Raw genomic sequence first — 22,455 nt, 5'->3', positions numbered from 1 at the left:
GTAGGAGAAAAAGTAGTTATATTGAGTTTTAATGTAGAAGAAGGCACTATTAAATTCAAAAAATTAAAATTTTTTTTGATTTTAAGTTTGTTTTTATTATTTATAATTTTGATTGATTTTTTTATAAGATCTGCTATGAATGTATCTAATTTTTATGATTTTAAGAATTTTGAAAATAAATTTGATTGTAAAAATATAAATTTAAGCAAGAATGTTTTTTTATCAAATAAGGTTTTAAGTCTTAATTTCAGAGAATCTTGTTATTCTCTTTTAAGCGATAACTTAATAAGTTATTCAGACTATTATTATGTGCTTTTTAATTCTGATGAAAATTATTCTGTTTTTTCTGTTAAAAACAATAAATTTTTATTTACACTCAAGCTAAAGGATTTTGTTTTTGCAAAAAATAATTTAATTTTTACTTTAAACAATTTATATAAAACTTTAGAAGTTTATGATTCTAGTGGAAATAATGTACTAATGCTCAATTTTTTGTCCTCAATTTTAAGTGTTGACTATAATAATGAAGTTTTGGTTTTGGGGCTTTCTAATGGTGAGATTTATATATACAAACAGGGTGAGATAGTTTATATGGAAAATTTTTTAGAGAGAAAATTTCCAACATGTTTTGTTAAATTAAGTTCTGATAATAAATATTTGGTGTCACTAAAAGGCAATTCTGAGTATTTTTTAGAAATAATTGATTTAGAGAATAATTATAAAAAAATTTTAGAATTAAACAATTTAACTATTAATAGTTTTGAGACTTTTATAAAAATAGATGATTATCATAATTTGTTTATTGAAAGCAAAAATTCACTTGTGGTGATAAATATTAAAAGTGGTAGAATATTTAAAGTTGAAAATAAAAATTCTATTTTAAGGGCGTCATATGATTATTTTCAAAATATTTATAGAGTATATTTTTATTCTGAGAGTGAAAAAACCATTAATATAAAAACTTATTCTGCAAATTCTTTTAAATTATTTGATAATATTTTTATTAAAGATGAAATAAGCTCTTTTGTTGAATTTGGAAAGGGGCTTTTGTATTTTAATAGTAATAATGATTTAAAATACTTGGGATTGGCTCAGTGATTTTAATTGTTTTTATATTTTTTTTTAATATTTTGGATTTATATCCATTTTTGGAATTTAGAAATAATGAAAAGTTTGCTTTAGTTGAAGATTTTGGTGTGTTGAATAATAATAAATTGAATATTGGATTAAGGTTAAGGCCCTTGGAAAAGACCGTATCTGTTTTTTCCAATAATTATAAAATTTTATATTCAAAAAATAGTTTAAATGGAGATGGTAGTATTTTAATTATTTTTGATAATGATTTAAATTTGAATTTAGAGGTTTTTGGAGAGTTTTTTTATAAGCTTGGAAAGATTTTTTTAAGAGATGAAAAGAGCGTTATTGATTTAGTGGTTAATGATTCTAGTGCTAAAAAGATTATCAATCCTTTGTTTGTTATCAAAAATAGGAACAATGTAGTTGCTGAGACAGTCTATACTTTAGGCAGGGTTTTTTTAAAAGGAAAGGGTGATGATGAAAGATTGGAATTATCAAAAAACATAAGTTTAAATGTCGATTCTGGTCAATACAGTCTTTTATTATATTTTCATACTCAAAAAGTAGAATCTTTTGAAAATTATCTTAAAGGAATTTATTATTTTGAAGCTATTTTGAATAATAAAAGTATTCTTCGTTCAGATTTTCAAAATATTTTTTTGATTAATAATTCATATGCTTTAGCTCAAGAGAAAAATTATGGATTAGATATTTTGAATATTAAAAAAGATGGGGGATGTCTTAAAATAAATGATCTTAATTTTGTTAAGGGCAGGAATGAGCTTAAAATAAAATATGGCGATGTTTATGGAAATGAAAAAAAAATAATTTATAGGTTTAAATTAAATGAATAATAATGCTTTTCATTTTCCAGTACTTCTTGATGCAATTTGTAAACTTATAGAAGATTTGCCGGTAAAAAGTGATTTAATATACATTGATTCTACCCTTGGAGAAGGTGTTCATGCAAAAGCGATTCTTGAGAAATATGACTTTTTAAGTTTGGTTGGAATTGAAAGAGATTCTCAGATTTTAGAAAGAGCAAAGCAGTTTCTTCTTATTTTTGAAGAGAGAATTACATATTTTAATGATTGGTTTGATAATTTTTTCGTCAATTATCCTTTAAATGTCAAAGCCAATTTTATTTTAGTTGATCTTGGTATTTCTATGTTTCATTACAAGGGAAGTAAGAAAGGATTTTCTTTTCTTGAAGATGAACCTTTAGATATGAGACTTTGTTCTTCTTCTTGCAAAATCAGTGCAGCTGAGATTGTAAACACTTTTAGTAAATATGACCTTGAAGCTTTAATTTATAATTTAAGCAATGAACATTATTCTAGAAGAATCTCTAAAGCTATTGTAGAATATCGAAAAATTAAAAAAATACAAACCACAAAAGAGTTGCAATCTATAATAAGCAAAGTTTATCCTTTTTCAAAAGTTAAAATAAATCCAGCTACAAAAACTTTTCAAGCGTTAAGAATTTATGTAAATGATGAACTTGCTAGGCTTAAAAGGAGTTTGCCTTTTTGGGTAGAAAATTTAGCCAAAGATGGAATTTTAGCTATTATTACGTTTCATTCAATAGAGGATCGTATTGTAAAAGATTTTTTTAGAGGTTTAAGCGGCGATTTGTATGCTAAGATTTCAAAAAAGCCCATTATTCCAAGTTTTGATGAGATTAAAAAAAATAAACCTTCAAGGAGTGCAAAACTTAGAGTTGTAAAAAAATTATGAATGGTATAAGTAAGATTGAATTTGAAGTTTATTGTATTTTAATTTTGATACTAACAGTTATATTATGTTTTAATATTTACTTAAATTTCAGATATGTTGTAAAGCTTAGAGAATTTAATCATCTAGACAATGAACAGGAAAATATTATTGATGATAATTTAAGATTGCTTACAGTAATATATGAACTTGAAAATATTGATAGAATAGAGAGTTTTTGTTTTGGAGAATTAAATTTGGAAAAAAAAGCCAATCAAGATATAAATATTTTTGTTGAGTAAAAGATTTTAGAATGAGGTTTGAGTGCGTATAAAGATTAAGGATATTTTAATCTCTTCTAAAGATGTAAAATTTGTGGGGAATATAAAAAATATTGAAAGAATCGTATCTTTTTACTCGTTAGATAGTCGCGAAATAAAGGATGATAATATCAATGTTAGTCTTTATTTTGCATATAAGGGAAATAAAGTGGATGGATTTTCTTTTGTTAAATATTTAATTGATTTGGGTGTTAAATGTTTTGTATGCTCAAGAGATCATGAATCTGAGTGTATTAAATATTTGAATGACAATGAAGAGTTGGTTTTTTTACTTACAAGTAATGTAATAAAACTTCTTCAAACTTTAGCATCGTTTTTAATTGAAAGAACAAGCTTTAAAAGAATTGCTATTACAGGTAGCAATGGTAAAACTACAACCAAAGAGATGCTTTATAGCATACTTTCAAAAAAATATAAAACTTACAAAACTTGGGGCAATTTAAATTCTGACATTGGTCTTCCTCTTAGTGTTTTGAGGGTAGAGGGTAATGAAGAATATGCTGTTTTTGAAGTTGGAGTTAGTTATGTTGGAGAAATGGATCTTTTATCCCAAATTTTAAAACCTGAGATTGTTATTATTACGAATATAAGCTATGCACATATGCAAGCTTTCAAGGAATTACAAGCTATTGCTTTTGAAAAGAGCAAAATAATTGGCAAAAACACTAAAATCTTTGTTGTAAATGAAATGAATGATTATTGTGTTTATCTTGAAAAAAGAGCAAAAATCGTAAATCCAAATGTTAAAATTGTTTATTTTGATTTTGAAAATCTTAGTATTAAATCATTTTCTTTTTTGGAAGGGAAATTTTCTTTTGATTTTGTTTACAAAGGGTTTGAATATTCTATTTTATTGCTGGGGCGACATAATATTTTTAATGCAATAGGGTGTATTAATTTAGCTTTATTTTTAGGAATGAAAGAAAAAGAAATAAGAGAGGGTCTTATTGAAACTGCTTTCCAAAAGGGTAGAGCAGAAATTTTGACAAAAAATGGATATTTAATTTTAAATGATTCTTATAATGGCAATATGGGTTCTTTTATGGCCTTAAAAAATATGATTTTGGATCTTAATATCCAAAGCAAAAAATTTATAGTTCTTGGGTCTTTTAAAGAGCTTGGAGAATTTGCATACAAAACTCACAAAGATTTAATTCAAGAGGCTGTTTCAATGAATTTTGATAAAATTTTTTTAATTGGTGAAGAATTTTTAGATGTTAGAGATTCTGAAAATTTAGTTGAAAAGTGTTTATATTATTTTAGCGAGTTTGATAAATTTATTGATTTTTTTTTAAAAAGCTTGGAACCCTCAGTTTTTATTGTCATTAAAGGCTCAAGGTTTAACAGGCTTGAGAGAATTTTAAATTATATTTAGATGATAATGGGGTTTTTATGTTTTGCCTTTTAGGTTTGCGGTTGCTCAAATATATTACCTTTAGAATGGCTTATGCTACAATTTTTGCATTTTTACTTTCTTTGATTGTGGGTCCTTATATTATTTTAAGGCTGAAAAAATTAAGAGCCGATCAGATTTTAAGAGAAGATGGCCCTAAAAGACATTTGAGTGAAAAAGCAGGAATTCCTACCATGGGGGGCATTCTTATTTTTTTTTGTGTTTTTATCTCTTTGGTATTTTGGAGCAACATTTTAAATGTTTATTTTTTGATTATGGTTTTTGTTATGCTTGGATTTGCTTTTTTGGGCTTTATAGATGATTTTTTGAAAATTAAAAAGAAAACTTCAGATGGACTTAAAGCTCGATTTAAGATTTATGGACAAATAATATTTTCTTTTTTTTCTGTTGGTATTCTATATTATTTTGGTGGTGATCATGTTAGTATAATCTATTTTCCTTTTATTAAGTCTTTTCAAATAGATTTGGGGTTGTTTTATATTCCTTTTGGCATGTTTATTTTAGTTTCTGCTTCTAATTCATTTAATTTAACAGATGGGCTTGATGGGCTTGCAATTGGACTAAGTATAGTTATAACAGGGGCTTTAATAATAATTGCTTATCTTACAAGCAGGGCTGATTTTGCAGCTTATTTGCATATTCCAAATATTAAAGGTTCTGAAGAGCTTGTAATATTTCTTGGGGCTTTGCTTGGGGGTAGTTTTGGATTTTTATGGTTTAATGCCTATCCTGCTAAAATTATGATGGGAGATACAGGTAGTTTGGCTTTGGGCGCCATTCTTGGAATGGCAGCTTTGATTTTAAAAAGTGAAATACTTTTTTCTATTCTTGCGGGTGTTTTTATTATTGAAACTATGTCTGTAATTATTCAAGTTTTGGTTTACAAAAAAACCAAAAAAAGAGTATTTAAAATGGCTCCACTTCACCATCATTTTGAAGAACTTGGCTGGTCTGAAATGCAAGTTGTTATTAGATTTTGGATAATAGGGTTAATATTTGCTATAATTGCTTTAAGCACGATAAAAATCAGATAATTTTTTATGATTGTAGAGATAAATTCACTTAGGACATGTTATTTGCTTGTTTTGCTGCTATTAGTAGCCTATGGCCTTGTAGTTTTTTATACTTCTTCCTTTTTCCTAAGCTTAGAATTGACTGGTAATCCAAATTTTTTATTTTTTACAAGACTTAATTATCTTTTTTTAAGTTTTATAGTTTTTCTTGTTTTTGAGAGAATTTCTCTCAATTTTTTAAAAAAATCAATATTTCCTGTATTGATTATAACTCTTTTTTTAATTATGGCAACTTTTTTATCTCCAAGTATTTCTGGAGCAAAGAGATGGATATTCTTTCAAGGTGTTAGTATTCAACCTTCTGAGATTTTTAAAATATCTTTTACTATTTATCTTTCAGCTTATTTAAGCAAGTTTGATCCAAGAAAAAACAATGGTATTTCATATTGGATAAAGCCAATGTTGATTTTTGCAATTTTTTGGGTGTTGATAATTTTGCAAAACGATTATTCAACAGCTATTTATTTTGCTATTCTTTTTTTTATTGTTTTGTTTGTTTCTAATATGGCATTTAGCTATGTTTTTGCTATTGTGATTACTTTTTTGCCAGTTTCTGCTATATTCTTAATGCTTGAACCTTATAGGGTTTCTAGAATTTTTGCCTTTCTCAATCCTTACGATGATCCTTCTGGTAAAGGTTACCAGATAATAGCATCTCTTAATGCTTTGAAAAGTGGAGGATTTTTAGGCAAAGGGCTGGGAATGGGAGAGGTAAAACTTGGAAAATTGCCAGAGGCCAATTCAGATTTTATTTTTTCAGTTCTTGGAGAAGAATTGGGATTTTTAGGCGTTTTGTTTGCCATAAGTTTATTTTTTTTGTTTTTTTACTTTGGTTATTTTATAGCTATTCATTCTAATAGTAGGTTTAAATTTTTTATTGCATTTATTTCAAGTCTTGCAATTTTTCTTCAAAGCATAATGAATATTTTAATTACAATTGGTCTTTTGCCTCCCACCGGGATAAATTTACCGTTTTTTTCATCTGGGGGATCTTCTATTATTGTTACCATGGCGCTGTCTGGCCTTATTTCAAATGTTTCAAAAAATTTAAGCAATGATTGATTGGATTTTTCTAGTAGTGTAATTGAGTTAGGTTATGATTTTTGAGAGGAAATTTTTAATTAAGTATATATATTTCTTGACGTCTTTAATTTTTTTCGAAATAATAGTCATTATTTTTGCGTCTCCTTATTTTTTGATTAGGTATATTAGTATCAATAATGATATTTCTTTTTCTAAAGAGGATATAATCAAGATTTCAGGAATCAAGCCCAATACATACTATCATAATGCTGATGTTAGAATATATGAGGAGAATCTTAAAAAAGATTTAAGGATAAAAAATGTTAAAGTTGATCTTAAGTTTCCCAATAAAATTAATATTAAAATAGAAAAAAGAATACCCATTGCTGTTGCTTTAGAAAACGTAAATGGTAATATTACTTATTATTGTATTGCATCAGATGGTGTAATTTTGGAAAAAAGTAAGCATTTAATTTATGATTTGCCCGTAATTAGCGGATTAGTTTTAAGTGACAATAATGTAGGAGATTTTCTAGAGGATAGAATGCTTAATATTGTAAGAGGCCTTGATTATCTTAAAATAAATCAAAAATATTTGTATAATTTAATATCAGAGGTCAATTTTTTAAAATTGAATTTCTATGATTATAATGTAATTTTGTATATTAAAAGTATATATAATAAAATATTGATAACAGTTGATATGGATTTAATAGATGTGATGCATAAAGTGTTTCTTGCGGTTAATTTACTTAAAGGAAAACCCGGCGTTATAGATTTAAGAAGTGGTGATATCATTTTGTTAGGAGAAAGTTAGTGTCTAGGAATTTGATAGTAGGTTTAGATGTTGGGACTTCAAAAATTTGTACTGTTGTTGCTGAGGTAAATTTGAATGATCAATTAGAAATAGTTGGAATAGGCACTAGTATATCAAGAGGAGTTAGGAAGGGTGTTCTAATAAATATTGAAGCGGCTCTTGATTCAATATCTAATTCTATTGAGGCCGCAGAGCTTATTTCAGGATGTGATATTACATCACTTTCAGTTTCTATGTCTGGAAGTAGTGTTGAGGGGACTAATTCACGTGGTGTTGTTGCAATAAATTCAAAAACAAGAGAGATTAACGAAGAAGATGTTGAAAGGGTAATCGAGGCAGCAAAGGCAATTGTTATTCCAATGGATAGAGAAATTCTTCATGTTATTCCTCAAGAATTTATTGTAGATGGAATACCCCATATAAAAAATCCAATAGACATGATGGGTATTCGTCTTGAAGGAGAGGTGCACATTATTACAGGCTCTAGTTCTTCTAGTCAGAATTTAGTCAGATGTGTAAATCGAGCTGGCTTTGCCGTTGATGAGGTTGTTCTTGGGAGTTTAGCTTCATCTTATGCAACTCTTTCTAAAGAAGAGCGCGAGATGGGTGTTTTGTTTATTGATATGGGCAAAGGGACAACAGATATTATTCTTTATATTGATGGTTCTCCTTATTATACAGGTGTAATTCCTATTGGTGTTAATAGAGTGACGCTTGATATTGCGCAAGTTTGGAAAGTTCCTGAGGATGTTGCTGAAAATATTAAAATAACAGCTGGCATTGCTCATCCGTCTATTCTTGAGAGTCAAATGGAAACTGTAATTATTCCAAATCTTGGAACTCGACCTCCTCAAGAGAAAAGTAGAAAAGAGTTGTCTATAATAATTAATTCAAGACTGAGAGAAATTTTTGAAATGATGAGAGCGGAAATACTTAAGCGTGGACTTTATAATAAAATTAATGGCGGGATAGTTTTAACAGGCGGAGGAGCTTTATTCCCAGGTATTTCTAATTTAATAGAAGAAGTATTTAATTATCCTGCAAGAATAGGTTTGCCAATGAGTATTAATGGAATTGGAGAAGAGCACATAGATCCCAAGTTTTCTTCAGCTCTTGGTCTTGTTCTTTATAAGCACGAGCAACAAAAATTCAATAAATTAAAGAAGGTAAGCAGTAAAGTTAAAAGAAAAAATAAAATATCTTCAAAGTTGAAAGGTTGGTTTTTGAAAGAATGGTTTTGACCAATCATGGAGGAAGCGTTAATGAAAGATTATAATATGATTGATAGCCATACAAGAAGATTTGATTCTACTACAAATCCTACAATTCTTAAGGTGATTGGTGCGGGCGGAGGAGGTAGTAATGCTGTTAATCGTATGATTGAATATGGAGTAAGAGATGTTGAATTTATTGTGGCTAATACTGATCTTCAGGCTCTCCAAACCTCTATTGCTCCCATAAAAATTGCTCTTGGAGCAAAAGTTACAGCAGGGCTTGGTGCTGGGGGAAAGCCTGAGATTGGACAAGCTGCAGCAGAGGAAGATATAGATGTTATACGCAATCATCTTTCTGGTGCTGATATGGTGTTTATTACTGCTGGTATGGGAGGCGGGACAGGAACCGGAGCAGCTCCAGTTATTGCGCAAGTTGCAAAAGAGCTTGGTATTTTAACGGTTGGAGTTGTAACAAAGCCTTTTAAGTTTGAAGGTCCTAAGAAGTTGAGACTTGCTGAGCAAGGAATAAATAATTTAAGAAAGTCTGTAGATACATTAATCATTATTCCAAATCAAAAGCTTTTAACCGTTGTTGACAAAAGGACCACCATTAAAGATGCTTTTAAGCGTGCAGATGATGTTCTTAGAATGGGTGTTCAAGGGATTGCAGGGCTTATTATTGAGCACGGAGAGGTTAATATTGATTTTGCTGATGTTAAAAGCATTATGCAAGGTCAAGGTGATGCTTTAATGGGAATAGGATATGGTAAGGGCGAAAACAGGGCTGTTGATGCTGCAACTTCTGCTATTAGCAATCCACTACTTGAGGAAGTTCGTATTGAAGGGTCTAAAGGGCTTCTTGTTAATGTTACTGGCGGAGATGATTTTTCATTGCTTGAACTTGAAGAGATTATGGGTATAATTACTGTTAGTGTTGATGATGAGGCTACTGTAATATATGGCCATGCTATTAATTCAAATCTTGAAGATGAGATTTACGTTACAGTTGTTGCTACAGGTTTTGCATCTAAAAAGCAAAAAGAAATATCTAGTGCGCCAGAAAATAATACTTTAAGTTCTAAAGAGTTTGACACTTTAATGTCAGGCAATCAAAATATTCCTTCTGGATCTTATGAGCAACAAGATTCTTCTTTTGCTACTAAGTCCAAAAATGTTAATTATTTTGATGATGACATTGATGTTCCAACATTTCTTAGGAATTTAAATAAAAAAAGTAGCGATGATTAGATGAAAATTTTGTCGTTAATAATTTTTGTTAATTTATTTTTATCTTGTGGTAGTGAATCTAAAGAAAAATCAAATCTTGGGCTTAGATTAAGGGAATTGGAAATTTCAGGCGGTGGATCTGAATCTAAGATTGAAGTTTATAGGGAATTTATTGAAAAAGAAGATAAAAATATTTTAAAGATAGTTAATTCTATCGATAAGAAAGCAAGATTTTTTAATTTGATTGGTCTTGAATTTTTTAAGCTTGGCCAGTATGGACCTGCTATTGAATATTTTGCTAAAAATTTAGAAATCAACTCCAATAATTATTTGTCTCATTTTTATATAGGTGTTGCTTCTTATAATTTAGCTAAAAATTTAAGAGTAAAAGATGAAGTTGAGAAATACATAATTCTTGCTGAAAATTCTTTTTTGAAATCACTTTCAATTAGAGATGATTTTAAAGATTCTCTTTTTGCTATTTCTAATATGTATGTATATGATCTTGACAAACAACTTGAAGCTAAAAATTATTTAAATAAACTTGGTGATATGGGTGAGGACTATTTTGAGTTTTTAATGTTAAGAGGTGCAAATTATTATTCGCTAGGTGATCTTGGTAATGCTATATTGTTTTATGATAAAGCTAGTAAAAAGGCTTCAACTGAAGAGCAAAAAGAAGGTGTTTCTAGGATCATGAGTAATTTGAAGTAATCATTTATGATGAAATTGCTTTATATTGATAATTTAAAATTTTTAAAAGGTAAAGAAAAATTAAAACTTTTTAATAATTTTGATTTTAATGATGTTATTAAATTGACTCAGAAGGACATTGAGTCTTATCTTCTAAAATCATTTAGAAGATCGTTTAAGTTGCCCGATCTAAAATTAGTAGAATTGCAAGAAAAAGTTATTCAAAGAACAAAGGCCAAAGTTGCTATTCTAGGGTCTAAATTTTATCCTAATAAGCTTAAAAGAATTTATGACCCCCCTTTTGCTATTTACTACAAGGGCAATTTACCAGATTGTTCTTCATTGTCTTGGGCTGTTGTTGGTTCTAGAAAAATTAGCAAAACTCTTGCTGAGAGAACAAGAGAATTTTCTTCACATCTTGCAAAAAATGGTGTAGAGATTGTTTCTGGATTTGCAATTGGAGCCGATATTGAAGCTCATATAGCAGCAATAAATGAGAATAAGAGAACATTTGCTGTTATTCCAACAGATATTGATAATATTTATCCTAAGCAAAATCGAAAATATGTTTTTAAGCTTTTAGAACAAGGTGGAGGAATAATTACTGAGACTTTGCCATTTGATAAAATTCAAAATTATTTTTTTGCTAAAAGAAATAGATTGGTCTCAGGTCTATCGGATGCTATTTTTATAACCTATGCGCCCTTAAAATCAGGAGCTTTAATTACAGCTGAACTTGGTCTTGACTTAGGACTTGATGTTTATGTTTATGATTTAGATTTTTGTGGTGATGGAGCCGTAAACTTGCATAGTTTTGGTGCGCAAGAGATAAAAACTGTTAAAGATCTTTATGCTTTATTAAATATTAAATATGTAGATTCCAATAATATTGAAGATGATTCTAAAGATTGTTGTGATTGTAAAAATGTATCTGATGTTCTTATTGGAGAACTTTTAAAAGAGGTATATAAATAGGGGGTAATATGGGCTTTAAAGGAACTACAGTTATTGCAATAAAAAAAAATGGTAAGACTGTGGTGGCAGCAGATGGACAAGTAACTTTTGGACATACTGTTTTAAAGAGTAATGCTATTAAAATACGAAAATTGCTTAATGGGAAAATTTTGGCAGGATTTGCAGGTTCAACATCTGATGCAATTACTCTTTTTGAAAAATTTGAAGAAAAAATCAAAGCAAAAGGTGATGGTTTGATTGATATTAAAAGGGCGGCTGTTGACCTTGCAAAAGATTGGCGTTCTGACAAAATACTTCATAAGCTTGAGGCTATGATGCTTGTTGCTGATGCTAACAATATTCTTTTGATTTCTGGCACTGGTGATGTTGTTGAGCCTGAAGAGGACGTTATTTCAATTGGCAGTGGTGGTAATTATGCATATTCAGCAGCTCTTGCTTATATGGAGAACAAAAAATTAAGTGCTTTTGAGGTTGCACTTAGATCTTTAAAAATAGCAGCAAGAGTGTGTATATATACTAATTCTAACATTGTGCTTGAGGAGATTGAAAATGAATAAATTAGAAGAGCACCATATAGTTCCTAAAGATGTAGTTGCAGAACTTGATAAATATATAATAGGTCAAGACGAAGCTAAAAAATTAGTATCAATTGCTCTTGTTAATAGATATATAAGGTCTAGGCTTCCAAAAGAAATAAAAGATGAGGTAATGCCTAAAAATATTATTATGATTGGGTCAACTGGCATTGGGAAGACCGAGATTGCAAGAAGACTTTCTAAATTAATTAAAGCTCCTTTTATTAAAGTTGAAGCTACAAAATATACTGAAGTTGGCTATGTTGGTCGTGATGTTGAATCTATGGTTAGAGATTTAATGGGCATTGCAGTTAATATGGTAAAAGAGGAGATGTATAGCACTGTAAGAGATGATGCTTTAGTAAGAACAGAGGAGAGAATAGTTGAGAGTCTTTTTAAAGGATCTGGTAATTCTGAGAATATGGATCCAAATGAAATAAAGGCAGAAGAAAAGGTAAAAGATAAGCTTAGAAAAAAGCTTAGAGCAGGTGAGCTTGATAATACTACTATTGAAATACAAATTTCTAGTAAAATGCCATTTTCTACAATAGAAATATTTACGGGTGGTAATTTTGAAGAGATTGATATGGGGATTGGCAGTTTGCTGGGCAATATATTTGATAGAAAAAAGAAAAGAGAATTGAAGATTAAAAAGGCAAAGGAAATAATATTAGCAGAAGAGCTTGAAAAATTGGTTGATCACGAAAACATTTCAGATATTGCAAAATCTAAAGTTGAAAATATGGGAATTATTTTTATTGATGAGATCGATAAAATAGCTGCTAAGAATAGAAGTGGCAATGATGTGTCCAGAGAAGGCGTTCAAAGAGATATTTTGCCAATTATTGAAGGTTCTAAAGTTAATACAAAATATGGAATAATTGATACTTCTCATATTTTATTTATTGCGGCAGGAGCATTTAATTTGGCCAAACCTTCTGATTTAATACCCGAGCTTCAAGGAAGATTTCCGATTAAGGTTGAACTTAAGAGTCTAAGCATAGACGATTTGAAAAAAATTTTAAAACAAACAAAAAATTCTTTAATAAAACAATATGTTGCGATGTTTAAGGTTTATAATTTGGATTTAAAGTTTAGCGAAGAGGCTATAGATAGAATTGCAGAGCTTACTTTTAATATGAATCTTGAGAGTGAAAATCTTGGTGCCAGAAGACTTCACGGTGTTATGGAAAGAGTGCTTGCAGATCTTTTTTTCGAAGTGCCTGGTAGTAAGTTGAAAAAATTTGAAATAAACTTGGACTATGTTAATAAAAAAATACAAATTAACGAACAAAAAGATTTAAATTATTATATAATTTAGTTAAAAGCAATTTTAAACAGAGGGGGGTTTCAATTTGAATGATTTTGAAAGATCTGTAGATTTTTCACATAGATATTTAGATGTTCTAAGCTTAAGACAAAGCGTTATTTCTGACAATATAGCAAATGTAGATACTCCAAATTTTAAAAGAAGCAAAATTTCTTTTGAGTCAGAGCTTGAAAAGGCTTTTTTAAATAAAGATAAAAACGATCTAGATTTAATCAAATCTAGTGATAAGCACTTGTCTGGGTTTAAAAATCTAAAGTATTCAGATGTCAAGCCCCACAGAGTTCTTGATCATTTTTCAACTATGAATAATAATGGCAATAATGTTGATATTGATTCTGAGGTTAAGGCACTTGTACAAAACCAAATGATGTATCATCTTATGACTAATGTTCAGGCGCATTATTTTAAAAGTATAAATATTGTATTAAAATAAATTAATATCTTAAGGAATGTAAAATGGGATTGTTTTCAAGCATTAATGTAGCTTCAACGGGATTAACAGCGCAAAGGTTAAGGATTGATGTTATTTCTAATAATATTGCAAATGTTTCTACTTCTAGGACCCCTGATGGCGGGCCTTATAGAAGGCAAAGGATTATTTTTGCACCAAGGGTTAATAATCCTTATTGGAAAGGGCCTTTTATTCCAGATTATCTTGATAATGGTATTGGCCAAGGAGTTAGGGTTGCTAGCATTGAAAAAGATAAATCTCCATTAAAGTTAAAATATGATCCAACTCATCCTGATTCAATAAGCTCTGGAGATAAAAAAGGTTATGTAGAGCTTCCCAATGTTAATTTAGTTGAAGAAATGGTAGATATGATTTCAGCTTCTCGTGCTTATGAGGCAAATTCTACTGTCATCAATAGCAGTAAGTCTATGTTTAGAAGCGCGTTAGCTATACTTCAAGGCTAAAGGAGAGATCATTGGTGAGAATAGATGCTTTTTTTACAGAAAATAATATTAATTTGGTTAAAAAAAATCCTTTGCATTTTGATGTGAATCTTTTTAGTTCTAAAAGTAATTCTAAAGAGAATGATATTAAAACTTTTAAGGATGTTTTAATAAATTCGATTACTGATGTTAACAAAAGCCAATTAAATGTTTCTAAAGTTACAGAACAAGCTGTTCTTAGGCCAAGTGGCATTGATGTTCATGATGTTGTAATAGCGATGTCTAAAGCTAATATGAACTTAAGCATTTTAAAGGCCGTTGTTGAGAGAGGTGTGAAGGCTTATCAAGATATAATCAATATTCGTTAAGGAGCCATAAGATTTTGAGCAATTTTTTTACTAATTTTTTTGTTTCAGCAAAAGGAATCTTCAAAAAAGCTAGTACGGTTCAGAAAGTAGCCTTAGGATTGATTATTTTTTTTGTGATTCTTGCGCTTATTTTTTTAATAGGGTTTTCTACTAAAAGTCAAAGTATTGCTCTTTTTGGAGTTGAAATTAAAGATCAATATCTCTTAGATAGGATATCGCAAAGACTTGACAGGGAAGATGTTAAGTATTTTTTGAGTTCCGATGGAAGAATTTATTTAGATGATGAAAAGCTTGCAAAAAAAATGAGAGCAATTCTTGTCAGAGAAGAGCTTGTGCCCGTTCATATGGATCCATGGGCTTTGTTTGATATTGATAGGTGGACTATTACTGATTTTGAAAGAAGCATTAATCTAAGAAGATCTATTACAAGAGCAGTTGAACAGCATATTGTAGCTTTAGATGATGTTGATGCTGTTAGTGTGAATCTTGTTATGCCTGAAAAAGCTCTTTTTAAAGAGTCCCAAGAGCCTGTTAAGGCATCTGTTAGAATTACCCCAAGGCCCGGTTCTGATATTATTACCAATAGGAAAAAAGTTGAAGGACTTGTTAAGCTTATTCAGTATGCCATTGAAGGTCTTGAATCTGATAATATTGCTATTGTTGATAATAGCGGAACCATCTTAAATGATTTTTCTAATTTGGATGGAATAGATAGAATAGATTTAGCAGAAAAAGAACGCAAGTTAAAGCTTAAGTATGAAGCTATGCTTAGAGGTGAAATCGACTCTGCATTAAGTAAGGTATTGTCTGTTGATAGATTTATGATAGCAAGAGTAAATGTAAAGCTTGACACTTCAAAAGAAACTACAGAGTCTAAAGAGTATGCTCCTATTGAGCTTCAATCCCAAGATCCAAAAGCTTCTTATAATACCAGAAAAGTAAGCGATTCAACTATTATATCTTCTCAAACTCAAAAAAAAGAATATCAGGGACAAGGATATAGTCCGTGGGGACCTCCTGGGCAGGAAGGCAATACTCCCCCTGAATATCAGGATTTAAGTGATATTACTGGTAAATATAATGAGTCTCAAGAGATCAAAAATGTTGCTTTAAATGAAAAAAAATCTACAAGTGAAAAAGAGCCTGCTAGGATTGTAGGTGTTTCTCTTGGTATTTTCGTGGATGGTATTTGGAATTTTGTGTACGATGAGAAGGGAGATTACGTAATAGAAAATGGAATGAGAAAAAGAGAATATAAGCCTATGGCATTAGAAGAAATAAAAAATATTGAAGATGTTTTGCAAAGTTCTTTTGAATATAAGCCAGAAAGAGGTGATTCAATAACTGTTAGAAATATATCTTTTGATCGTATGAATGAATTTAGAGAAATAGATGAAAATTATTTTGCAAGTGAAAGGTTTAAATATTTTTTATTTATTGCAAGCATAGTATTTTCATTATTAATTTTAGTATTTACGATATTTTTTGCTATTTCTAGAGAACTTGAAAGACGAAGACGTCTTAGAGAAGAAGAATTGGCAAAGCAAGCACATTTAAGGCGTCAACAAGCCTTGATGGATGGTAGTGACGATATTGGCGTTGACGATGTTGTTGGTGGGATTAGAGAAGGCGATGAGCTTCAAAGCAATGCTGAGCTTTTAGCCAGAGAAAAGCCAGAAGATGTTGCTAAGCTTATAAGAACATGGCTTTTGAAAAACGCGTAAAAGGTAGTAATTGATATGGAAGAAAAAAAAGAAAAGGAGATTCTGGATGTTTCTGCTTTAACAGGCAAGCAAAAGGCTGCTATTTTGTTGGTTTCAATAGGCTCTGAAATCTCTTCTAAAGTGTTTAAGTATCTTTCTCAAGAAGAGATAGAGTCTTTGACATTTGAGATAGCAAAGCTTGAGACAATTACTTCTGAGCTTAAAGATAATGTTCTTTTAGAGTTTAAAGAATTAATGATGGCTCAAGAATTTATTCAAAAGGGTGGAATTGATTATGCAAGAGAACTTCTTGAAAAATCTCTTGGGACTCAAAAAGCAGTTGATATTATTAATAATTTGGGTTCTGCTTTACAGTCTAGACCTTTTGAATTTGTAAGAAGAGCAGATCCTGCAAATATTTTAAACTTTATTCAACAAGAACATCCTCAAACAATTGCTTTAATCCTTTCATATCTTGATCCCCAAAAGGCTTCTTTTATTCTCTCTAGTTTGCCTACAGAGGTGCAAACCAATGTTGCAAGAAGAATCGCATTAATGGATAGAACTTCTCCTGAGGTTGTAAGAGAGGTTGAAAGAGTTCTTGAGAAAAAACTAGCTTCTCTTTCTTCAGAAGATTACACATCAGCAGGAGGAGTTGATAATGTTGTTGAGATAATTAATATGGCTGATAGAAAGACGGAGAAGTTTATTATTGAATCTCTTGAAGAAGAAGATCCAGAGCTTGCAGAAGAGATTAAGAAGAAAATGTTTGTATTTGAGGATATAGTTTTGCTTGATGACAGATCTATACAAAGAGTTTTAAGAGAAATAGATGGTCAAGAGTTAGCAAAAGCTTTAAAATCTGTAGATATTCCTGTCCAAGAAAAAATTTTCAAAAACATGTCAAAAAGAGCGGCTTCAATGCTTAAGGAGGACATGGAATTTTTGGGACCTACTAGGCGAAAAGATGTTGAGGAATCGCAGCAAAAAATTGTTTCTCTTATAAGAAAATTAGAAGAACAGGGAGAAATAGTTATTTCAAGAGGTGGTGAGGAAGATGTGCTTGTCTGATAAAGGAGTTTTGTTTGCCTAAGGTTTTATATAAATCATCAGAAGTTGATAATTTAGCAAAGTTTGAGTTTGTTGAGATAGCAAAGCCCGTTTTTGAATCTTTGGAAATCAAGGAGAAGGAAGGCAAGGTTTACGACATAGACAGTCAAATTGCCAATCTTAAAGAAGAGTTACAGCTTTTAAGAGATGAAAAATTACGACTTGAGGAAGAGCTTGCTAAAAGGCAAGAGCTTGCCAAAGAGGAAGTTCAAATTGAATCTAAGCGGCTTATTGAAGAGGCTAGGGTAAAGGCCAATGAAGTATTAGAGGCAGCCAAACAAGAAGCAGATCTTTTGCAAAGAGAAGCTATTTATAAGAAAGAATCTATTGAGACTGAATCTAATGCTGAGATTGAAAGATTGGCAAGAGAGTATGAGGAAAAATTAAAAACAGATCTTGAGATAGCAACAGCTAAAGGCAGGGAAGAGGGGTATAGCAAAGGTTATGAATGTGGTTTTGAAGATTTTGATAAAGTCATGAGAAAGTTACATGCTATAATAGCATCTCTGATTGCCGAAAGGAAAGGTATTCTTGAATCCTCGAGCGGTCAGATAGTAAGTCTTGTTATGCAGATTGCAATTAAGGTTATTAAGAGAATTACAGATTCTCAAAAAGATATTGTCTTGGAAAATGTTAATGAGGTTTTGAAAAGGGTAAAAGATAAAACTCAGATAACTATTCGCGTAAATCTTGATGATTTAGATATTGTTAGACATAAAAAGAGTGATTTTATTTCTAGATTTGATGTTATAGAAAATTTAGAGATCATAGAAGATCCTAACATAGGCAAAGGAGGTTGTATAATTGAAACTAATTTTGGAGAGATTGATGCGCGCATTTCTTCTCAACTTGATAAAATAGAGGAAAAGTTTAAAAATTTTTCGTTATTAAGTTAAGTGTCTAAAGGAATTTTAGTGAGCAATTTTTTTGAAAATTATTTAAGTCAAGTAGATGATATTGAAACCGTTTCTTTTATTGGCAGAGTACAAAAAATAAAAGGTCTTTTAGTTGAAAGTTTAGGGCCTCAGTGCGCTATTGGAGATTTGTGTTTAATTGATCAAAGAAATGGCAAAAAAGTATATGCAGAGGTTTTAGGATTTAATGGTCCTTATGTTAGCCTTATGGCTTATGAAGGATTTAGCGGGATTGAAGTTGGAAATAAGGTTTATTCTTTAAACAAAGGGCTAGAAATAAATCTTAGTGATGAGCTTTTGGGTAGAGTTATTGATTCTCTTGGCAGGCCTATTGATAATAAAGGGTCATTTTTGAACAATAGTTATAAAGAGTTAATTTTTGAAAAAATTAATCCAATTAGTAGAAGTATTTTTGAAGATCAAATATTAACAGGAGTTAAGGTTCTTGATGGGTTTTTGCCAGTTGCAAAAGGGCAAAGAGTTGGTATTTTTTCTGGTTCTGGTGTTGGTAAATCTACTTTGCTTGGCATGATTGCAAAAAATTCAAATGCAGATGTAAACGTTATTGCTTTTATTGGGGAAAGGGGTCGAGAGCTTAATGAGTTTATTGAACATGAACTTGGTGAAGAGCGTTTAAAAAAAAGTGTTTTAGTTGTTTCAACTTCTGATGAATCGCCCATTTCAAGGTATAAGGGAGCTTATGTTGCTACTATGATAGCAGAATACTTTAGGGAGCAAGGCAAAGATGTGGTTTTGCTTTTTGACTCTATTACTAGATTTGCAAATGCTAAAAGAGAGATGTCTCTTTCTTTAGGGGAGCCCCCGGTAGCTAAAGGTTACCCGCCTTCTGTTTTTGTTGAAATTCCAATTTTGCTTGAGAGATCAGGCTTTAATGGTAATGGGGGAAGTGTTACTGGGTTTTATACTGTTCTTGTTGAGGGAGATGATTTTACAGAGCCTGTAGCCGATAATATTAAAGCTGTTTTGGATGGCCATATTATTTTAGACAGAGATTTGTTTGATAGGGGAATTTATCCTTCAATAAATGTTTTAAGTTCAACTTCAAGATCTATTCATAGAATAATGAGTCTAGAAAAACAAAAATTAATAATGAAAGCTAGAAATTTATTGTCTATTTATAAAGATTATGAAGATCTTATTAGAACAGGAATTTATCTTAAAGGATCCAATAAGGATGTTGATTTTGCAATTTCCAAGTATCCTAAGATTATTGATTTTATTTCTCAAGGAATAAATGAAACATTTGATTTTGAAAATTTAGAAGATGAAATAAAGGAAATATTATCTTGAATGATTTAAACTTTAGAAAACAAAAGCTTAATAGAATATTGACGATTAGAACCTATTTTCGAAAGCTAAGCGAGAGAGACTTAATGAATATAAATAAGAAAATTACAAAAATAAATCAGTTTTCAGATGGAATTTCCAATCTTTTAAAAAACTTGAATAGCTTTAATGATCTTTATATAAGAGGTTATATAGACTGTTTAAATTATAAAAAAACCCAAAATTTTAAAATTCTTGAAGAGCTTAAAAAGCATTATAACAAGTATTATGATATTTATGTGGATAAATATAGACAAGAAAAAAAGATTAAAATATTAATAAAAACTTTAAATAATTCTATAATTAAAAATAGAGAAAAAAAAGAAAGCTTAATGCTAGATGAGCATGTAAATTATAAAGTTTGTCAAAATCTAAGGAATGAAAGTGAATAATTTTTTATCGTTCTTTTTTAGGGCATTTTTTTTGTTATTTTTAATTGTTATTTTATTTTTCTTTGTATTATTCTTTATTGATTTTATTGGAATGTATAATACTAAAAGATATTTCCCCGAATTTGTAAGAACTAAGTTTTTAGGAGAAACTTCTCTGGTCTTTGATCATAATTCTAATATAATTCTTGATGAAGCTAGACTTGTGAAGGAAAGAGAAGCTATTGATATTAAGAATCAGCAGATTGAAAAGCTTAAGGAAGATCTAAAGTTAAAAGAAGACAGCTTAAATAAGCTTGAATTTGAGCTTAAGCAAAAGCAGAAAGATTTAGATTTAAAGCAAAAGGTAATAGATGACATTATAAATAAATATAATGATGAGGAAGCAAATATTTTGCAAACAGCTGTATATTTAATGAATATGCCACCAGAAGATGCTGTTAAGCGGCTTGAAGATTTAAATCCCGAGCTTGCAATATCTTATATGCGTAAAATTGAAGAACTTTCTAAAAAAGAAGGACGTTTGTCAATTGTTCCTTATTGGTTATCTCTTATGGATTCTAAAAAAGCTGCTATATTGATTAGAAAAATGTCTGTTAGTTCATTGGAGTAGTGCGTATATGAGTAATTTATTAAATTTAAGTAAAGCTTATGGCAACAAATTAAATCTCTTGAATACAATTAAAGGGTTGAATTTAAATGTTTCTAAAATGGAATCTAAAGAAAATGCGAGCTCTTTTTTAAATATCATGTCTTCTGAATCTAAAAAATTAGCTAAGGCAAAATTTATGATATTTGATTTTTTAAATTTTTTTAAAGACAATGGACTTGTTTCTAAAAATTTAAAAAAATCACTTTTAAATAAATCCCTTTTTTTAAAAAAACTTGATAATGAGACTTTTGTTTCCGATTTGAAATCCTTGATTGCTAGAATGAATGTTTTTTTAGATTTTGAAGGCTTAAATAGCATTAAAGAAAGCTTATCATCCAATTTTGATTTTCTAGGTAAAGAAAAATTTTTTGAAAAAATCGAAAGACTTTGTTTGGCTTTTAATGATTTGGGCTCTTTTTTGGGTTTTGATTTTTTAACTACTTTGATTGATGATTATTATAATCAGATAAGCTTAAATGATAAAAAGGAAGAAAAGAATGTTATTAACATTGATGTGAAAAATTTCAAAAAGAATAATGGTGATCATAATGATTTTGTTTTTTCAAAGTTTAGCTTAAATGCAATTGATGGTCAAAATTTTGTTGATAGGTATAAAGTTAAAGAAATATCAAACGATTCTTTAAAGGGCTTTGTTGAAGAATTTGCCAATTATAATGTAAAAAGCTCTAAAGAGGTTGAAGGTTTTGATTTTGTCAGCAGTTTAAAGCCTGAATGGAATCTTAAGATTAATAAAAATATTGTGGATAAAGCTAAAGTTGTGTTAAAATCGAATAATACAGGAGAGATTAAGTTGGTTTTAAAGCCCAAAGAGCTTGGTAGTATACGAATTAATTTAAACCTTGATTCGAATAATAATTTATTGGGAAAGATTGTAGTGGATAATCAAAATGTTAAAATGCTTTTTGACCAAAATATGCATTCATTAAATAAAATGCTTGGTGAGAGTGGTTTTAATGCCAGCTTAAATCTTTTTCTTGCAGGTGAAAATTTAAATTCTTTTACTGGAGATTTTAAAGACGACCCTAAGGATCAAAATTTCCATTTTGGTTATAATAAATTTTTTCAAATTGAAGAAGAGGTTGAATTTTCTTACGATGTAGATAAAAATGTTAATTTAATTGTTTAGAGGGTGGAGTTAAATGAATAAAGTGAACGGTGTTGAAAATGTTTCTAATTTAAATATTAGTAGTAAAGTTAAAAAAAAAACCGATTTTAATGTTGAGAATATATCTAATAAGGTTAATCTTGGCAAGGATGATTTTTTAAAGTTACTCATTACTCAACTTAGGTATCAAGATCCTACAAATCCAATGAAGGATAAAGAATTTATTGCTCAAATGGCGCAATTTTCGGCTCTTGAGCAAATGACTAATATGAGTAAGTCATTTGAAAAGCTTTCATCTTCTTTAGGAATAAGAAAAGATTTGGATTTATTAGGTAAAGTAATTAAATTTCAACATGGTGATGGAGAGATTGTTGAAGGTCGTGTTACAAACATTAAGACAGGCGCAATACCTCAAGTTATGGTTAATGGTAATTATTATGTGTATAAAAACATATTATCAGTAGGTTTGGAGGAGTAATT

At 29.7% G+C, this 22,455-nt stretch carries 25 protein-coding genes; all 25 read left to right on the top strand.

Annotated elements, in window-relative coordinates; translation table 11 throughout:
• Positions 1-21 precede the first annotated feature (21 nt).
• The 25 genes from HNQ06_RS02695 to flgD are packed head-to-tail and all read left to right on the top strand — an operon-like array spanning position 22 to position 22,453.
• Positions 22-1,098 carry a hypothetical protein gene (locus tag HNQ06_RS02695; RefSeq protein WP_184107415.1) on the top strand — a complete coding sequence of 359 codons (1,077 nt, stop codon included), beginning with the start codon at positions 22-24 and terminating at the stop codon, positions 1,096-1,098.
• The gene (locus HNQ06_RS02690; protein ID WP_184107414.1) at positions 1,095-1,931 is read left to right on the top strand and encodes a hypothetical protein; all 837 of its coding nucleotides are present in this window, start codon (positions 1,095-1,097) and stop codon (positions 1,929-1,931) included. Before HNQ06_RS02695 ends, HNQ06_RS02690 begins: the two co-directional genes overlap by 4 nt.
• Positions 1,924-2,814: a 16S rRNA (cytosine(1402)-N(4))-methyltransferase RsmH gene (gene rsmH, locus HNQ06_RS02685; RefSeq protein ID WP_184107413.1), complete on the top strand. Its 891-nt coding sequence runs from the start codon at positions 1,924-1,926 to the stop codon at positions 2,812-2,814. The genes HNQ06_RS02690 and rsmH overlap by 8 nt, the downstream gene beginning before the upstream one ends.
• A complete protein-coding gene (locus HNQ06_RS02680) occupies positions 2,811-3,092 on the top strand; it encodes a hypothetical protein (protein WP_184107412.1) in 282 nt (93 codons plus the stop codon). The genes rsmH and HNQ06_RS02680 overlap by 4 nt, the downstream gene beginning before the upstream one ends.
• Before the next feature lie 22 nt (positions 3,093-3,114).
• Positions 3,115-4,506 (top strand): UDP-N-acetylmuramoyl-tripeptide--D-alanyl-D-alanine ligase, encoded by a 1,392-nt coding sequence (locus HNQ06_RS02675; RefSeq protein ID WP_184107411.1) that lies wholly within the window; start codon positions 3,115-3,117, stop codon positions 4,504-4,506.
• Between the two features lie 17 nt (positions 4,507-4,523).
• Positions 4,524-5,579: a phospho-N-acetylmuramoyl-pentapeptide-transferase gene (mraY, locus tag HNQ06_RS02670; protein ID WP_184107410.1), complete on the top strand. Its 1,056-nt coding sequence runs from the start codon at positions 4,524-4,526 to the stop codon at positions 5,577-5,579.
• A gap of 42 nt (positions 5,580-5,621) precedes the next feature.
• On the top strand, positions 5,622-6,680 hold the full coding sequence (gene ftsW / locus HNQ06_RS02665; RefSeq protein ID WP_184107512.1) for a putative lipid II flippase FtsW: 1,059 nt from the start codon (positions 5,622-5,624) through the stop codon (positions 6,678-6,680).
• Positions 6,681-6,714: 34 nt separating this feature from the next.
• Positions 6,715-7,458: a cell division protein FtsQ/DivIB gene (locus HNQ06_RS02660; RefSeq protein ID WP_184107409.1), complete on the top strand. Its 744-nt coding sequence runs from the start codon at positions 6,715-6,717 to the stop codon at positions 7,456-7,458.
• On the top strand, positions 7,458-8,699 hold the full coding sequence (ftsA, locus tag HNQ06_RS02655) for a cell division protein FtsA (RefSeq protein WP_184107408.1): 1,242 nt from the start codon (positions 7,458-7,460) through the stop codon (positions 8,697-8,699). Before HNQ06_RS02660 ends, ftsA begins: the two co-directional genes overlap by 1 nt.
• 21 nt (positions 8,700-8,720) lie before the next feature.
• Entirely contained in the window at positions 8,721-9,920 is a 1,200-nt protein-coding gene (gene ftsZ, locus HNQ06_RS02650) for a cell division protein FtsZ (RefSeq protein ID WP_184107407.1), read from the top strand.
• Positions 9,921-10,613 carry a tetratricopeptide repeat protein gene (locus tag HNQ06_RS02645; RefSeq protein ID WP_184107406.1) on the top strand — a complete coding sequence of 231 codons (693 nt, stop codon included), beginning with the start codon at positions 9,921-9,923 and terminating at the stop codon, positions 10,611-10,613.
• A gap of 9 nt (positions 10,614-10,622) precedes the next feature.
• A complete protein-coding gene (dprA, locus tag HNQ06_RS02640; protein ID WP_184107405.1) occupies positions 10,623-11,567 on the top strand; it encodes a DNA-processing protein DprA in 945 nt (314 codons plus the stop codon).
• A gap of 8 nt (positions 11,568-11,575) precedes the next feature.
• Positions 11,576-12,124: an ATP-dependent protease subunit HslV gene (gene hslV, locus HNQ06_RS02635; RefSeq protein WP_184107404.1), complete on the top strand. Its 549-nt coding sequence runs from the start codon at positions 11,576-11,578 to the stop codon at positions 12,122-12,124.
• A complete protein-coding gene (hslU, locus tag HNQ06_RS02630) occupies positions 12,117-13,463 on the top strand; it encodes an ATP-dependent protease ATPase subunit HslU (RefSeq protein ID WP_184107403.1) in 1,347 nt (448 codons plus the stop codon). The genes hslV and hslU overlap by 8 nt, the downstream gene beginning before the upstream one ends.
• Before the next feature lie 34 nt (positions 13,464-13,497).
• Positions 13,498-13,905, top strand: coding sequence for a flagellar basal body rod protein FlgB (flgB, locus tag HNQ06_RS02625; RefSeq protein WP_184107402.1), 408 nt, complete (start codon positions 13,498-13,500; stop codon positions 13,903-13,905).
• Between the two features lie 23 nt (positions 13,906-13,928).
• On the top strand, positions 13,929-14,387 hold the full coding sequence (gene flgC, locus HNQ06_RS02620) for a flagellar basal body rod protein FlgC (protein WP_184107401.1): 459 nt from the start codon (positions 13,929-13,931) through the stop codon (positions 14,385-14,387).
• Positions 14,388-14,398: 11 nt separating this feature from the next.
• Positions 14,399-14,734 carry a flagellar hook-basal body complex protein FliE gene (gene fliE, locus HNQ06_RS02615; protein WP_184107400.1) on the top strand — a complete coding sequence of 112 codons (336 nt, stop codon included), beginning with the start codon at positions 14,399-14,401 and terminating at the stop codon, positions 14,732-14,734.
• Between the two features lie 14 nt (positions 14,735-14,748).
• Positions 14,749-16,458, top strand: a complete 1,710-nt coding sequence (gene fliF, locus HNQ06_RS02610) for a flagellar basal-body MS-ring/collar protein FliF (RefSeq protein ID WP_184107399.1) — start codon at positions 14,749-14,751, stop codon at positions 16,456-16,458.
• 15 nt (positions 16,459-16,473) lie between these two features.
• Positions 16,474-17,508 (top strand): flagellar motor switch protein FliG, encoded by a 1,035-nt coding sequence (gene fliG, locus HNQ06_RS02605; RefSeq protein ID WP_002556889.1) that lies wholly within the window; start codon positions 16,474-16,476, stop codon positions 17,506-17,508.
• 14 nt (positions 17,509-17,522) lie between these two features.
• A complete protein-coding gene (fliH, locus tag HNQ06_RS02600; protein WP_184107398.1) occupies positions 17,523-18,443 on the top strand; it encodes a flagellar assembly protein FliH in 921 nt (306 codons plus the stop codon).
• Between the two features lie 18 nt (positions 18,444-18,461).
• A complete protein-coding gene (gene fliI / locus HNQ06_RS02595) occupies positions 18,462-19,772 on the top strand; it encodes a flagellar protein export ATPase FliI (RefSeq protein ID WP_184107397.1) in 1,311 nt (436 codons plus the stop codon).
• The gene (locus HNQ06_RS02590; RefSeq protein WP_184107396.1) at positions 19,769-20,200 is read left to right on the top strand and encodes a flagellar protein FlbA; all 432 of its coding nucleotides are present in this window, start codon (positions 19,769-19,771) and stop codon (positions 20,198-20,200) included. Before fliI ends, HNQ06_RS02590 begins: the two co-directional genes overlap by 4 nt.
• The gene (locus HNQ06_RS02585; RefSeq protein WP_184107395.1) at positions 20,193-20,810 is read left to right on the top strand and encodes a periplasmic-type flagellar collar protein FlbB; all 618 of its coding nucleotides are present in this window, start codon (positions 20,193-20,195) and stop codon (positions 20,808-20,810) included. The genes HNQ06_RS02590 and HNQ06_RS02585 overlap by 8 nt, the downstream gene beginning before the upstream one ends.
• A 7-nt stretch (positions 20,811-20,817) precedes the next feature.
• Positions 20,818-21,996, top strand: coding sequence for a flagellar hook-length control protein FliK (locus HNQ06_RS02580; protein ID WP_184107394.1), 1,179 nt, complete (start codon positions 20,818-20,820; stop codon positions 21,994-21,996).
• Positions 21,997-22,009: 13 nt separating this feature from the next.
• Entirely contained in the window at positions 22,010-22,453 is a 444-nt protein-coding gene (flgD, locus tag HNQ06_RS02575) for a flagellar hook assembly protein FlgD (RefSeq protein WP_184107393.1), read from the top strand.
• Positions 22,454-22,455: the final 2 nt, after the last annotated feature.

The sequence above is a fragment of the Borreliella lanei genome (genome assembly GCF_014205895.1).
Classification (GTDB): Bacteria; Spirochaetota; Spirochaetia; order Borreliales; family Borreliaceae; genus Borreliella; species Borreliella lanei.
Note: the sequence above shows the minus strand (reverse complement) of the source record. Positions and strands in the feature narration are given on the sequence as shown.